We start from the raw sequence: 14,879 nt of genomic DNA, 5'->3' as shown, positions 1-14,879 counted from the left end.
AGACAAGTCTCACATAAACTACTCTTCCCGCAGGAGTCTTCCTCTTGCAATCCAATCAAACGCTGTTAATAGCTAAACTCCTAAAAGTACAATAAAAAACTCGAACAAATTTGTTCGAGTTTTACTTAGAATAAATCAATATTGTCTCAACTTCGTTCTCTATTGATCAAAATATCATTCATGAATTTCTACAAAAGGTTCTTGGTCTACTTCTTTTACAATGGTTGCTTTCAGCCCTTTCGGCGTTTTCACGTATAAATACACGGGCATATGAGGGAAGTAGTCGACAATCTCCGGTCCGATTGCCTGGGCAAACCCAATAAGTTCGGTATCTTTGACCATACCGGTATGAACATCGATGACCAGTTGGTTCACATTTTCTTTTTTGTATAACGCTTTACCTACAAATTCAATATCCTGATGGGAGAAGTATTGTGCAACATAATCCTCAAGATCCCTGATCCGGTTATAGAGGTCGCGGTCCTTTTCTTCCCCTTCCTTGCTTGGAAAGTAATAATACTTTTCTTTTATGTCTTCCCACTTTTTTATCCCGTTTTCATTATCATCAACGAATGTACTGGTGAAATAATTACCCGGCACCACACTGTTCAAGGGCTGCAGTTTATAAAGTGAAATGAAGATCGGTACATTTTTCAATTCTTTCGTGGAGCGTATTCTGCTCACTACCTTTTTGGCAGCTTCTTTACCGTATTTCTCCAAGGTTTTGTCATCAATGACACTTTCATCAAAATGCATCAGCCCCTTGGAATCTTTTACCCGTATGTAGTCTATCTTATTCATTGCGAATCCGAGAGAGATTCCCTGGATTTTCCCTTTTGAATCAACATAGTTCTGCTCATGTATATAAGCAAGGTACATTGGGTCTTTCTTCTCTCTTTCGATTCTTTCTTCCCAGCCCATTCCTTCTGTAATTTTTATGGACGGATTCAAACCTTCTTTGTTATCTTTCGATTCTCTTCCTAACCAAGAGTTGATTTTTGTCAGATACTGTCCCTCTTGGTATACATAGTCATCGGGTGAAAAGTGGTCGGTTGATAATGACATTAGGCCCGTCTCAATTTCATCCATATCACTCCGGTTATTAATCATCATCGTTATCAAACCACGGTTGACTGATTTTTTCTGCTTATCGACCTTATAGGTTAAATATTCCCGTGCATCACTTGCAGCACTGTCTTGTATTTCGAGCGTATCTTCATCAATCACTTCTTGTGGATCTTTATTACATCCGGCTAAAAAGACGAAAAGTGAAAGAGAAGCAATCATCCATTTTTTCATTTGACTCCCTCCGCACCCTATTCTATCATAATTTTATTTTTATACTGAATAAAATGTTGAAGTTTTTCTCTTAAATAGAAAAAGCACTCAGCTCGGTGAGTGCTCTGTTCTATTACTTCATATTTTTGTTCATTGCATTCATCATTTGATTGATTTTCTTTTGTGATGGTTTCTGTCCCATCTGCATCATCATCATGCGAAGCATTTGTTCATTAATAGGCGGGTTTTTCTTTAGGTAGCTCATCATGTATTTGCGAGCAATGAAAAATCCTAGTGCAATTCCTGCAAGTAATGCTATAACTGCCACTAGAACAACTAGCCAAGTTGACATGTTCTTACTTCCTCCTTCATGTTGTCCTTATAAAAGTGTACTAAACCAAAGAACATTATACAATATTTCTGTCATAATTTCTTATTAATATATAAATTTTCTTTGTTTTATAGGCTTCAGCCAGCCGTATCTCTCGTTATCCAGGTCGATGGCAAGCAGCTGCCCCATATTCCTTCTTAGGATTTCGAAAAATAAATACTCGCAGTCATTGGGGCCCCATGCCTCTATCGAAATGCTTCTTTCATTCATCAACAGATTTGCGCCTGAATCTTCTCCCTCGATGATTGCAGTAGTATCAATCCACTTCGCTCCCTCAACCTTAACCAGTTCATGCTGCAGGATTCTGTGTGTAGGAAGGTAAGGAATGGGTTTAGTGATGAATTCCACTTGCTTGGATATGATTTTATTCAGATCACCTGAGCTTCTTTCCCAATCAGAGAAAAGCCCAAAAAACATTCTTTCACGTCCATAGTAGTGGTTGGCAAACGATTCTTCAATCCAATAGATTTGATAATTTCTCACCTTATGATCCCCCCTACATTTCCTTCTATTAAGTATAAAGGAAGATAGAAGAGCACCATGTCATAAATTGTTGAGAAATTGCTCTAGTTTTGTCGAAGTGGAGTTCCATGAAGAAAAGTAAAAAGGCTGACTCCCGTAAAAGGAGTCAGCCAGTGTGAGCCTCAAACCTTATTGAAGTAAAGCTTTGATTCTTGAAACCACATTATCAGTAGTAAAACCATATTCCTCAAGAACTTTTTCACCAGGAGCTGAAGCACCGTATCCATTGATGGCCAGGATATCTCCGTCCGGACCAGTATAACGGTCCCATCCAAGAGGTGAACCCATTTCAATGGCAAGACGTTTCGTTACTCCCTTAGGCAGGATTGAATCCTTATATTCTTTAGACTGCTTTTCGAAACGGTCCCATGATGGCATACTTACAACAGAAACACTGATACCATCTTTCTCTAGGGCATTTTGTGCTTCTACTGCCAGGCTCACTTCAGAACCTGTAGCAAGCAGCAATGCATCCGGCTGCTCTTTACCAGCAGGTGAAACTACGTATGCACCTTTAGCCACTCCATTATAAGCCTTGTCTGCAGTTCCCTTTAAAGTAGGGAGATTTTGACGTGATAATACAAGCATCGTCGGCTGCTCAGTATTTTCCATGGAAAGCTTCCATGCAGCCGCTACTTCGTTACCGTCAGCAGGTCGGATTACACATAAGTTAGGCATTGCACGCAGGGACGCAAGTTGTTCAACAGGCTCATGAGTCGGGCCGTCTTCCCCTACTGCAATACTGTCATGAGTGAATACATAAGTCACAGGAAGACCCATAAGCGCTGCAAGGCGGATAGCAGGTCTTAAATAATCGCTGAATACGAAGAATGTTCCACCGAATACTTTAAGGCCGCCATGTAAAGCCATCCCGTTCATTGCTGCACCCATACCGAATTCACGGACACCGAACCAGATGTTCTTCCCTTCGTAGGACTCAGGAGTGAAATCTGAAGCTCCCTTGATCATCGTTTTATTCGAACCGGCTAAATCAGCAGATCCACCGATGAAGGAAGGAAGATTTTTCGCAATGGCATTCAATACTTCACCAGAAGAGGCACGGCTGGCAAGTGACTTGCCTTCTTCATATACAGGAATTTCACTGTCCCAGCCCTCAGGAAGCTCACCTTTGATAGCAGCTTCCAATTGAACTGCTAATTCAGGATATTCTTCTTTATATTTTATAAATTGACTTGCCCATTCTTCTTCCTTCTGAGAGCCAGTTTGCTGAATCTTCTCTTCAAAACGGCTGTACACTTCATCCGGAACATGGAAATCCTGGTCAAATGTCCACTTGTAAGCTTCTTTCGTAAGCTTCATTTCCTCTTCACCAAGAGGTGCACCGTGAACATCCGACTTTCCTGATTTATTTGGAGCACCGTAACCGATGACTGTTTTCACTTCAATCATTGTAGGACGTGAAGTATCGGCTTTAGCCTCTTCGATCGCCTTGGAGATTTCGTCGAGATCATTTCCATCTTCAACCCTGATATACTGCCAGCCATATGATTCAAAACGGCCTTTCACACTTTCAGAGAATGATTTATCCAACTCACCATCAAGTGAGATATCGTTGGAATCGTATAAAACGACCAGGCGGCCAAGTTTAAGGTGAGCGGCCAATGAAGCTGCCTCGGAAGATACACCCTCCATCAAGTCACCATCACCACAGATCGAGTATGTATAATGGTCCACTAAGTTATAGTTGTCTTTGTTGTATGTTGCAGCTAAATGTCGTTCTGCCAGTGCCATACCTACTGACATTGCAATCCCTTGACCAAGTGGTCCGGTTGTTGCTTCTACCCCTGGAGTGTGGCCGTACTCAGGGTGTCCCGGAGTTTTGCTTCCCCATTGACGGAATCCTTTAAGATCATCCATGGAAACATCATATCCAGATAAGTGAAGCATGCTGTATAAAAGCATTGAACCGTGTCCAGCAGAAAGAACAAAGCGGTCCCTGTTAAACCATTCAGGGTTTTTAGGGTTATGGTTCATAAAGCGTGTCCATAGTGCATACGCCATTGGAGCTGCACCCATAGGCATACCCGGGTGACCCGAATTTGCTTTTTCGATTGCATCGATTGATAAAGTTCGAATTGTATTAATTGCTAATTGATCTGTATTATCAAACATTGGTCAGACATCCTTCCTTTTCATACTTGCTTATTATTAATATTAATCTTCTTGGGTAGTTTATACAACTAACTTGAATGATAACATGACTTTGTTTTGTTGGAAAATAAAAACCTTTGATGTTCGGGATTTTCGTTATGTTTTTAGTGTTTTCTTACAAATCCAGGGATTAAAGGGATTAAAAGGATTAAAATGCACATATCAATCCTAACAACGCTTTTGATTTCCGTGGGAAGACTTCGCTTTCCGCGGGTGACCCTTGAGCCTCCTCGGCTTCGCCTCCGGGGTCTCACATTGGCCACTTCTCCCGCAGGAGTCTTCGTCTTCCACTCCAATCAAAAGCTGAAACATGCAGAAAAAAATTTGAATTTAATATTTCAAAATAACAAAATCCGAACTAATAAGAAGTACAATTAAAGAAACTTCAACATTTGTTCGGATCTTTTAACATATTTTTTATCTTTCCATTGCACTAATGCATTTTGCGTTTGTTTTGGATGTCTTTAATTTTTTTGGGAGTGACTTCATTGCCGTCGGTGTCGAAAATGCGTGTGTTCTCGATGGTGCCTTTCATTGACTGACGGAATGTTTCAAGATATTCTTTTCTTAATTTTGTTTGTTCTTTCGCTTCACTGTCAGTCAGTCCGCTCTCTTTTGACTTCTTGGCAAGTTCATTTATCCTGTTCATCTTTTTCTTAGATAGCATCTATGAAAACTCCTTTACAGCTTTTATCCAGTACATTGCTTCAATAAATATACCGATATGTTACTAGATAAGAGCTTCATTGACAAGGGTTATGTTTCCTTGACGGAGTCCATATACTCTTTATATCTCCTATGTACCGTGGCCTTTGATATATTATATCCGAACCCTCTCAGGGTAGCTGCAATTTCTGCAAATGTCAGCTCATTACTTCTTAATCGCACAATTTCCTCCACGGGAACTTCTATCCTTTCCCTTCCCTCCAGATTTCCTCTGTTTTTCAAATTCTTTTGGGGGCGGAAACCATTTTCAACCGCTCTTCTCATCCCTCTTTTTATTTTCAGATTATGAAGCTTCCTTTGATATTCTTCCACCATGCTTACTATGTTGATGACCATCGAGTCTGACTCTGATAAATGCAGTTCGCCGCTGTGAGTCTGACTGATAATCTTGATATCTTCTTTCAGTATGCAATGTATCAAGGCTATTTTAGCATTCCCCCTGCCAATTCTCGTTTCATCCTGGATCAGAACTGCATCAATCGAACCATCCTTTATCAAGTCCAGAAGGGTAAGTACACCCGGTCGATCCAGTTCAAACCCACTGGCCTGATCCTTTATCACTGCCTCCACATCAAAGTGATGTTCTTCTGCAAGCTTTAACAATTCTGCTTCCTGTCTTTCCAGTGAAGTCTCCTGCGTATCTTTTTTTGTGCTCACTCTGCAGTAAATCGCTGCTTTCATATAGACATTCACCCTCTACTTATTATTTATCGCAAGCTGTATATCGGATTGGGTGGAATATGAAGATGCTTCGACCGGCAAAATCAATGACATCCCAGGCTCTATCGCGAAGGAGATTAAATCATTTTCATGTCCCACCCATTCGATGAACTCTTCCCTCGTCATATTGTATTCCCCTTCAAACTTCTCAGCAATCGTCCAGAGAGTATCCCCCTTATTGACGGTGACCGTCTCATATGAAGGATCGCTCCCCCCCGATACCACTAAGTAACCCGCTGATAAAAAAGATAATACAAAAAGAATGATTATATAAGAAAAACGATTCCAAATTTGTGTTAACATATAAATGACCTCCATACGAATGTTTGTTCTGTTTGTTTGTAACTAGATTGTAATACGAACATCCGTTTGGTGTCAACCGAAAAATTCGAACTTATGTTTGTATCAGTTGGAAAGACATGCTATAATGGGAACATAAGATCGATAATAGAGGTGCGTGTACATGACTAAATTGTCTAAACGACAGCAAGACATACTTCAATACATTAAAGTATCTGTTAAAGAAAAAGGTTATCCGCCATCAGTCCGGGAAATAGGTGAAGCTGTCGGTTTGGCTTCAAGTTCAACGGTCCACGGTCATCTTGCAAGGCTCGAGAGCAAAGGGCTTATCCGGCGTGATCCCACCAAGCCAAGGGCAATAGAGATACTTGATCTGGAAGAAGATACAATTCCACGCCAGAAAGTTGTAAACGTGCCCTTGATCGGTAAGGTAACTGCCGGACAGCCGATTACGGCTGTCGAAAACGTTGAGGAATTCTTTCCTCTTCCCGAACGTCTGGCTCCTTCAGATGAGCAGGTTTTCATGCTCGAAATCATGGGGGACAGTATGATAGAAGCCGGAATTCTCGACGGGGACTTCGTCATTGTAAGACAACAGCAGACGGCCAACAACGGAGATATCGTCGTCGCCATGACGGAAGAAGACGAAGCGACAGTAAAACGCTTCTTCAAAGAAAAGGATTATGTCAGACTCCAGCCGGAAAACTCGACAATGGGTCCAATCATATTACGAAATGTTTCTATCCTAGGTAAAGTTATTGGTGTTTATCGCCAGGTTCATTAATTATCAAAAAAAAACGCTGGAATCAGCGTTTTTTTTGTTTTGTCCGCCATACGCAAAAAAAAGCCAGCGCTGAAGAATGCGCTGGCTTTAATGCTATAAAAGTCCATCTTAGTACATTTGGATATACTGTTCTCTTTCCCAAGGGTGAACTTGAGTACGGAACATATCCCATTCGATCTCCTTCGCTTCCACAAAGTGTTCGAAGATGTGCCCCCCAAGGGATTTGATGATTACTTCGTCTTTTTTCAGTTCTTCCAATGCTGCATATAAAGTAGCAGGTAGATCAATGATACCCGCTTCTTCACGTTCCTTTTTATCCATTACATAGATATTGCGGTCAATCGGAGCCGGTGCATCAAGATTATTTTTGATTCCATCCAGACCAGCCGCAAGAAGGACAGACATAGCCAGATATGGGTTAGCTGCCGGATCGACACTTCTGACTTCAACACGTGTACTGATTCCGCGGGAAGCCGGGATACGGATTAAAGGACTTCTATTTTGAGCAGACCACGCTACGTAACATGGAGCTTCGTATCCAGGAACCAATCGTTTATAGGAGTTTACCGTCGGATTCGTGATCGCCGTAAATGCAGTGGCATGCTTGATTGTACCTGCAAGGAATTGACGAGCTGTCTCACTTAATTGAAGGTCTCCTTTTTCATCAAAGAATGCATTTTTGCCATCCTTAAATAACGACATATTACAGTGCATCCCGGAACCATTCACACCGAATAAAGGTTTCGGCATAAACGTTGCATGAAGTCCGTGTTTACGTGCAATTGTTTTTACAACCAATTTAAATGTCTGGATATCATCACAAGCTTTAAGGGCACTTGCATATTTAAAGTCGATTTCATGCTGCCCAGGCGCTACCTCATGGTGGGAAGCTTCGATTTCAAAGCCCATTTCTTCTAACTCAAGGGCGATATCACGGCGGCAGTTTTCACCCAGGTCTGTAGGTGCAAGGTCGAAATAACCCCCATTATCATTCAGCTCAAGTGTAGGTTCACCATTTACATCCAGCTTGAAAAGGAAGAATTCCGGTTCAGGCCCAAGATTGAAATCAGAGAATCCAAGCTCTTCCATTTCTTTCAATACTCGCTTCAGGTTGTTACGCGGATCACCTTCGAAAGGTGTCCCATCCGGATTGTAAATATCACAGATCAAGCGTGCAACTTTCCCTTTTTCTGCAGTCCATGGGAATACAAGCCATGTGTCCAGGTCAGGGAATAGATACATATCTGATTCTTCGATTCGTACGAAGCCTTCAATTGAAGATCCGTCAAACATCATTTTATTATCCAATGCTTTCTCAAGCTGACTGAAAGGGATCTCAACATTTTTGATTGTCCCTAAAATGTCTGTGAATTGCAGACGGATGAATTTAACACCCTCCTCATTCGCTAATCTGATCACATCGTCACGAGTATACTTTGCCATTTGTTGTAATTCCTCCTCAGATTCATTTAAGGTTATTTATTAATGAAAAAAGCGGGACATATCTCCCTGACGCAAGGAAGCCCGGTTAAATTTCCCTGAATGCATCAATTCATTCCGGAGTAATTTACGAAGCTGTTCGTCAGATAGATCCTGCCTTGCTTTTCCTTCCTCCTGCTTGCTTGTTTCAGATACTACTTTCTTTTCGTCCACGGCATTAACCGAGAAAATTTTCTTGATTCCCGCCATGTTCACCCCTTGATCTAACAAATCCTTAACTTCCAACAGTTTATCAATGTCATTCAAGGAAAAGAGTCTGCGATTCCCCTCTGTGCGCGCAGGGGTTATCAACCCGTGCTCTTCGTAGTATCGGATTTGACGAGCCGTTAAGTCCGTGAGCTGCATGACAATACTGATAGGAAACAATGCCATCGTTCGACGAATTTCACTTCCACTCATCTGCGATACCCTCCTTTTCTTTTCCTTCATGGTATCATTATATGTAATGTTAAGTATTCTGTCAATGAAATGTTAGAAAAACTTACATGAAGTTTCAAAAGGAAAGGATAGTCGATTTTAGACTATCCAATTACCTTTCTATTATCCCTTTTTAACGTTTAGTAAACCTTTTTCAATTAAATGATTCAGTGCCGTGCATACTGCAATTTTGACATGAGAATATGTCAGGCCACCCTGTACAAAAGCTGTATAAGGAGGTCTGATCGGGCCATCTGCAGATAATTCAATACTTGAACCCTGGATAAAAGTACCTGCCGCCATGATGACATCATCCTCATAGCCGGGCATATAATTTGGGTACGGCGTAAAATGAGAATTAATTGGAGAAGCAAATTGAATGGCCTGACAAAAAGCGATCATCTTTTCCTTATCATTAAATTGCACTGATTGAATTAGATCTGTTCGCTTTTCAAGAGGACCAGGGTTTGTATTCATTCCCATCTCGGTCAGCATGGCAGAAGTGAATACAGCTCCTTTCAAAGATTGCGCCACTACGTGGGGAGCAAGGAAGAAGCCTTGGTACATCTCCTGTAAGCTATAAAGTGAGGCACCCGCTTCTGCCCCTATCCCCGGAGAGGTCATTCTATAGGAACAGCTATCAACCAGTTCCTTTTTCCCTACTATGTAACCGCCTGTCTTGGCAAGGCCTCCGCCCGGATTCTTGATAAGTGAACCAGCCATCAGATCAGCTCCAGCATGGCAAGGTTCTATATCCTCAACGAATTCACCGTAGCAATTGTCTACAAATACAACAATATGAGGATTGATTTCCTTAACAAAAGCAATCATATCCCGGATTTCTTCTATAGTAAAAGAAGGCCGGTTTGCATATCCTTTCGAACGCTGGATACCGATCATTTTTGTTTTAGGGGAGATGGCCTTTTGGACGTTTGTAAAATCCACCTTGCCGGTTTCATCCAGATCAACACATTTATATGAAATGTTGAAATCTTTGAGCGATCCGTTCCCTTCGCCTCTTATCCCTACGATTTCTTCCAGGGTATCATATGGTCTACCAGTGATATACACAAGTTCATCACCGGGTCTTAATATACCGAATAAAGCGATTGAGATCGCATGGGTGCCTGAGATGATCTGCGGCCTGACCAACCCTGCTTCACCGCCAAATACATCTGCATATATTTTTTCGAGTGTGTCCCTGCCTGCATCGTCATAACCGTATCCTGTGGACGGGATGAAGTGGGAGTCACTGACTTTGTGTTTTTGAAAAGATTGAAGAACTTTAAACTGGTTCTTCTCTGATCTTTCATCGATTTCCCTATGAGTTGATTGAATTAAGTTTTCTACTTTATTAACGACAGGTTTTAGAATCTGCCCATGATTGAGTTGTTCTAACATTACTTGCTTCCCTTCTGCTTTTGAAATTTCTTGATGCTTCCGCTTATCTGATGGTCTTTCAAATGATATCCTTCCGCTTCATACAATTGGGTATCCTCATCGAAGTACAGATTCAATAAAATGGTATCATTCTTGAGCTGGGAAAGAACCTTCCCTTCATTTGAAGGTACCTGTACTTGATATTTATCCATTTGTTTTTTTACCATATCCTCTATCCTCAATAAAAGCTGCCTTCGGTCTTCGCTGTCAATCGCACTGATCAAAATCTGATTTGCCCCGCTAACAGGCACAAACTCCGGATGGATGATATCACGCTTGTTGTACACGGTCAGCATCGGCATCCCATCCATCCCCAGCTCTTCAAGCAGTGACTGAACGGTTTCTTCATGCTGATGATAATCTGGATTAGAACTATCCACAACATGTAATAGAAGATCCGCTTCTTTTACTTCTTCAAGGGTAGAGCGAAAGGCTGCTATCAGAGAGGTGGGAAGATCTTGTATAAAGCCGACAGTATCAGTCAGTAAAGTGAAGTAACCACTCGGCAGAGCCATTTTCCGTGTCATCGGATCCAATGTGGCAAACAGTTGATTCTCTTCGTATGATTCTGCGGTGGAAAGCCGGTTGAATAATGTAGATTTCCCTGCGTTCGTGTAACCCACCAGGGCTGCCTGGAAGGTATTATTTTTCTTCCGTCTTTCACGATACCTTTCTCGATGCTCCACGATAGTCTGAAGCTGCTTCTTAATATCATCGATTCTGCGATGAATATGCCTTCTGTCACTTTCAAGCTTTGTTTCTCCCGGTCCCCTGGTCCCGATTCCGCCGCCAAGCCTTGAAAGTGAAGTGCCTTTTCCGATCAAACGGGGAAGCAGATACTGAAGCTGGGCAAGTTCCACCTGAAGTTTTCCTTCCCGGGATCTTGCACGCTGAGCAAAAATATCCAAGATTAACTGTGTTCTGTCGATTACCCTGGCGTCAAGTATTTTTGAAAGATTCCTTACCTGACTTGGCGAAAGCTCATCGTTAAAGATAATGATGTCTGGGTCGAATTGTTCTTCCAACGCCTTTAACTCGTCGACCTTCCCTTTCCCTATGTATGTACCGGGATCGATCCGGTCCCGTTTTTGAGACAGCACCGCCATTACTTCACCCTGTGCTGTCTTTGCCAATTCTTCAAGTTCTTTCATACTATATTGAAAACGGAGATCATCTTCATCCAGCTGACAACCGGTCAATAGGATTTTTTCTTTCACATCTCGTTGCAATAAGCGCCCTTCTTTCTTCTGAATTAGTTGTATAAATTCCATCTTATCAAAAGTGATATACAAACTCTATTTTTAAAGTAACCAAAAATGATTGCAAATGTATTTTTTCGTGTTAAAATCAGTATGTTTGAATAAACGAACTCTTATTAATTACATAGGATGACAGACCTGGCAAGGAGGGGATAACATGACCTGGGAAGTACTAAGCATCATCGGCACGGTTGCATTTGCAGTATCCGGGGCGATCATTGCAATGGAAGAAGAATATGATATATTGGGAGTTTACATTTTAGGCATCGTCACTGCCTTTGGCGGAGGGGCCATCAGGAACCTGCTTATCGGGGTGCCTGTTTCGGCCTTATGGGAACAGGGAATGTTGTTTCAAATTGCTCTCTTGGCCATTACTGCCGTTTTTATTTTCCCTAATAATCTATTAAAACATTGGCGCCGATGGGGGAACTTCTTTGACGCAGTAGGTCTTTCTGCCTTTGCGATACAGGGAGCCCTGTACGCATATGAGATGAATCATCCTCTTTCAGCCGTCATCGTGGCAGCCGTATTGACCGGAAGCGGCGGGGGGATCATCCGTGATCTGTTAGCCGGAAGAAAGCCCCTAGTACTGCGCTCTGAAATTTATGCTGTCTGGGCAGTCATGTGCGGAGTGGCAGTTGGTCTGGGTATTACAAGTTCACCGTTTGAACTTTATACTTTATTTATACTGACCACCTCCCTGCGTGTCCTGTCATACTTGTACAAGTGGCGGCTGCCCAATAGAAGCCTCAGGGCACATGGTTGAAACCACAAAAAACCAGCATTCTCATAGAATGCTGGTTTTACTGTTCATCCGTCATAATGATTCGATATTCCCTTTTGAAAAGATTAGGTCATTACTTCTGATGGTAATTAAATCATTCTTGCTGTAACAATTCTCAAGCAGCAGTCTCATCGCTTGCGTCCTGATTGATTTTTCCAGTATATTCCTCACGTATCTTCCATTGGAAAATGCCATGGGCGATAAAGAATTTTTAGCAGAGTGTAAGTGATCCCTGATTTTTCTCTCAGCATCTGAACTCAATACATATTGTTTTTCGTCCAGCATTCTTTTTCCTATTTCCATCAGTTGATCCACCGAATAATCCGGAAAATGAAAGACCAGAGGAAATCTAGATTGAAGACCGGGATTCAACGTTAGAAAATGATCCATTTCCTTTGAATAACCCGCAAGTATCAATATAAACTCATGCTGTTTATCTTCCATATGTTTGACCAGGGTATCGATTGCTTCTTTACCAAAGTCTTTTTCCCCGCCCCTGCCGAGCGAATACGCTTCATCGATGAATAATATTCCTCCAAGGGATTTTTTGATTAAATCCCTCGTCTTTTGGGCGGTATGTCCAATGTACTCACCGACCAGATCCGCTCTTTCCGCTTCGATCAGATGGCCCTTCGACAAAACATTCATCTTTAAAAATAATTTCCCGATAATTCTTGCAACAGTGGTCTTCCCGGTTCCGGGATTACCTTTGAACATCATATGAAGAGCTTGTTTTCCAGCTTTTAACCCCATGGCTTCCCGTTTTTTATTTACATAAATCCATGCATAAATTTCTTTGACCATCTTTTTCATTTCTTCCATCCCGACAAGAGCCCCTAACTCTTCTTCAATCTCCTTTAGAGCCACATGCTCTTGAGGGAGTGGTTGTGATTGAGGCAGGCTATCGGGCTTCAGGGTATCCCTCACCGAATTGCGTTTTTGGGAATTCAGGACAATACTGATTTGCCCGTTATTTTTCATTCTCATTGGTTGCTGTTCCACTTATTTCACCTCACCATTCTGCAGACAGTTAATACATAGAGGCCTTTTTGGGAGACAAATGCCTATAAAGAATAAATGAAAAAAACGCAGAATCCTGTCATATCATGCGCTTTCCCGAGAAATATACAGAATCATTGACGTTCAGACTGTTGAAATGCATCCCGGCTTCATCCTTATTAGATTTCAAGTTAAGGATTCAAATTGATTCTCATATCATTCTATTCAACCTTTTCATTTTTCATTATCAAAAGTATCAAGAATATGGGTGAGCATATAAAAAAGCTGCCTGAAAATAGATCTGGCAGCTTTGTCAATTTCAATTCATTAGTACTGGAACTAAACGATTAATTGCTCTCTTCAAAATTTATTTGCACATTCCGCTGAGGAGCGAATGTAGAAATTGCATGCTTATAAACCAACTGCTGTTTCCCTTCACATTCAAACAGGACGGTGAAATTATCAAATCCCTTTACATGGCCGCGGATTTGGAAGCCATTCAATAGGAATACCGTACATAGTGAATTATCTTTACGCAACTGGTTGAGAAATTGATCTTGAATATTAATGGATTGTTTCATGTTTAGTCCTCCTCCTCTATCTCTACTTAACTAATTCGACTTTAGTTCAAGCTTTCCTGCAATAAATTCAGAAATCCCGCTGATTATTTTATCGTGGTCCTCTTCTGGTGTCATATCAAACCAGGTTACATCCATTTTATTACGGAACCAGGTCAGCTGTCTCTTTGCATATCTGCGGGAATTCTGTTTCAGGGTCTCAATCGCCCGGTCAAAGCTTATTCTCCCCTCCAGGTACTCATAGATTTCTTTATAACCGATGGCCTGTACAGATTGGACATTATGAACGCCTTGATTATACAGCGTTTTAACTTCTTCGATGAGACCTTCTTCCACCATGATATCCACCCTCTTATTTATGCGGTCATAGAGCTTATCCCTATCCATGGTAAGACCAAGCAGAGCTGTTTCATACAGGGGATCATCTATCTGACTTGATTGATAATCGGTCATCGTTTCACCTGTACAGTGAAAAATCTCCAGCGCCCGGATCACCCTCCTTGTGTTATTTGGGTGAATATTTTTTGCTGCTGAGGGATCAATACGCTGCAGTTCGTCATAAAGGGGACCGATTCCTTCATCCTTCACCCTCTCTTCGAGTGTACACCTATATTCAGCATCTCCAGGTGAATCGGTAAATTGATAATCATAAATGACGGATTGAATATACAATCCCGTCCCGCCAACAATCATCGGTATTTTCCCGCGCGAGTGAATTTCTGAAATTTTTTCCCTTACCAGCTGTTGAAACTCGGCAGCAGAAAACGATTCCTTCGGGTCTTTAATATCAATTAAATGATGAGGCACCCCTTCCATTTCTTCAATGGTGATTTTCGCTGTGCCTATGTCCATTCCTTTATAAATCTGCATGGAATCCCCGCTGATGATCTCTGCGTTAAATGACTTGGCCAGATGGATACTGGTTTTGGTTTTTCCGACAGCTGTCGGACCGATCAGCACAATCAGCTTTTCTTTTGTAGTATGAGCCATACTTTCACTGCTTTCTATG

The 14,879-nt window shown here is 41.6% G+C and carries 16 protein-coding genes; 2 read left to right on the top strand and 14 right to left on the bottom strand.

All coding sequences use genetic code 11. From position 1 onward, the window contains the following. Positions 1-174: 174 nt before the first annotated feature. The 7 genes from AS034_RS10985 to yneA all read right to left on the bottom strand — a co-directional run bounded on the left by AS034_RS10985 (position 175) and on the right by yneA (position 6,112). Positions 175-1,299, bottom strand: coding sequence for a CamS family sex pheromone protein (locus AS034_RS10985; protein WP_032088693.1), 1,125 nt, complete (start codon positions 1,297-1,299; stop codon positions 175-177). Positions 1,300-1,411: 112 nt separating this feature from the next. Beyond that, positions 1,412-1,630 carry a YneF family protein gene (locus tag AS034_RS10980; RefSeq protein WP_032088694.1) on the bottom strand — a complete coding sequence of 73 codons (219 nt, stop codon included), beginning with the start codon at positions 1,628-1,630 and terminating at the stop codon, positions 1,412-1,414. Positions 1,631-1,714: 84 nt separating this feature from the next. After that, a complete protein-coding gene (gene sirA / locus AS034_RS10975; protein WP_058298472.1) occupies positions 1,715-2,152 on the bottom strand; it encodes a sporulation inhibitor of replication protein SirA in 438 nt (145 codons plus the stop codon). Positions 2,153-2,320: 168 nt separating this feature from the next. Continuing rightward, positions 2,321-4,324: a transketolase gene (tkt, locus tag AS034_RS10970; protein ID WP_032088696.1), complete on the bottom strand. Its 2,004-nt coding sequence runs from the start codon at positions 4,322-4,324 to the stop codon at positions 2,321-2,323. Positions 4,325-4,796: 472 nt separating this feature from the next. Next, on the bottom strand, positions 4,797-5,030 hold the full coding sequence (locus tag AS034_RS10965; RefSeq protein WP_032088697.1) for a DUF896 domain-containing protein: 234 nt from the start codon (positions 5,028-5,030) through the stop codon (positions 4,797-4,799). A gap of 89 nt (positions 5,031-5,119) precedes the next feature. Beyond that, a complete protein-coding gene (locus AS034_RS10960; protein ID WP_058298471.1) occupies positions 5,120-5,770 on the bottom strand; it encodes a YneB family resolvase-like protein in 651 nt (216 codons plus the stop codon). A 15-nt stretch (positions 5,771-5,785) separates the two neighbouring features. Continuing rightward, positions 5,786-6,112 (bottom strand): cell division suppressor protein YneA, encoded by a 327-nt coding sequence (gene yneA, locus AS034_RS10955; protein ID WP_058298470.1) that lies wholly within the window; start codon positions 6,110-6,112, stop codon positions 5,786-5,788. A 160-nt stretch (positions 6,113-6,272) separates the two neighbouring features. On the opposite strand from yneA, the gene lexA reads away from it, so the two are divergent. Further along, positions 6,273-6,893, top strand: a complete 621-nt coding sequence (lexA, locus tag AS034_RS10950; protein ID WP_032088700.1) for a transcriptional repressor LexA — start codon at positions 6,273-6,275, stop codon at positions 6,891-6,893. A gap of 108 nt (positions 6,894-7,001) precedes the next feature. On the opposite strand, the gene glnA is transcribed toward lexA, so the two are convergent. The 4 genes from glnA to hflX all read right to left on the bottom strand — a co-directional run bounded on the left by glnA (position 7,002) and on the right by hflX (position 11,479). After that, entirely contained in the window at positions 7,002-8,336 is a 1,335-nt protein-coding gene (gene glnA, locus AS034_RS10945) for a type I glutamate--ammonia ligase (protein ID WP_032088701.1), read from the bottom strand. A gap of 39 nt (positions 8,337-8,375) precedes the next feature. After that, a complete protein-coding gene (locus tag AS034_RS10940; RefSeq protein ID WP_032088702.1) occupies positions 8,376-8,792 on the bottom strand; it encodes a MerR family transcriptional regulator in 417 nt (138 codons plus the stop codon). Positions 8,793-8,933: 141 nt separating this feature from the next. Then, the gene (locus tag AS034_RS10935) at positions 8,934-10,211 is read right to left on the bottom strand and encodes a methionine gamma-lyase family protein (protein ID WP_058298469.1); all 1,278 of its coding nucleotides are present in this window, start codon (positions 10,209-10,211) and stop codon (positions 8,934-8,936) included. Continuing rightward, positions 10,211-11,479 (bottom strand): GTPase HflX, encoded by a 1,269-nt coding sequence (gene hflX / locus AS034_RS10930; protein WP_419184980.1) that lies wholly within the window; start codon positions 11,477-11,479, stop codon positions 10,211-10,213. The genes AS034_RS10935 and hflX overlap by 1 nt, the downstream gene beginning before the upstream one ends. A gap of 187 nt (positions 11,480-11,666) precedes the next feature. Here hflX and AS034_RS10925 point away from each other — a divergent pair, with 187 nt between their 5' ends. Further along, the gene (locus AS034_RS10925; protein ID WP_032088705.1) at positions 11,667-12,275 is read left to right on the top strand and encodes a trimeric intracellular cation channel family protein; all 609 of its coding nucleotides are present in this window, start codon (positions 11,667-11,669) and stop codon (positions 12,273-12,275) included. A 51-nt stretch (positions 12,276-12,326) separates the two neighbouring features. On the opposite strand, the gene spoVK is transcribed toward AS034_RS10925, so the two are convergent. The 3 genes from spoVK to miaA form a co-directional block, all read right to left on the bottom strand. Further along, on the bottom strand, positions 12,327-13,280 hold the full coding sequence (gene spoVK / locus AS034_RS10920) for a stage V sporulation protein K (RefSeq protein WP_032088706.1): 954 nt from the start codon (positions 13,278-13,280) through the stop codon (positions 12,327-12,329). Positions 13,281-13,639: 359 nt separating this feature from the next. Next, positions 13,640-13,873 carry an RNA chaperone Hfq gene (gene hfq / locus AS034_RS10915; protein WP_032088707.1) on the bottom strand — a complete coding sequence of 78 codons (234 nt, stop codon included), beginning with the start codon at positions 13,871-13,873 and terminating at the stop codon, positions 13,640-13,642. A gap of 30 nt (positions 13,874-13,903) precedes the next feature. Further along, on the bottom strand, positions 13,904-14,860 hold the full coding sequence (miaA, locus tag AS034_RS10910; RefSeq protein WP_058298468.1) for a tRNA (adenosine(37)-N6)-dimethylallyltransferase MiaA: 957 nt from the start codon (positions 14,858-14,860) through the stop codon (positions 13,904-13,906). Between the last annotated feature and the right edge of the window lie 19 nt (positions 14,861-14,879).

Origin of the sequence: [Bacillus] enclensis (assembly GCF_001456935.1) — a bacterium.
Lineage (GTDB): Bacteria > Bacillota > Bacilli > Bacillales > Bacillaceae_B > Rossellomorea > Rossellomorea enclensis.
This window is presented reverse-complemented; position numbering and strand designations above follow the sequence as displayed.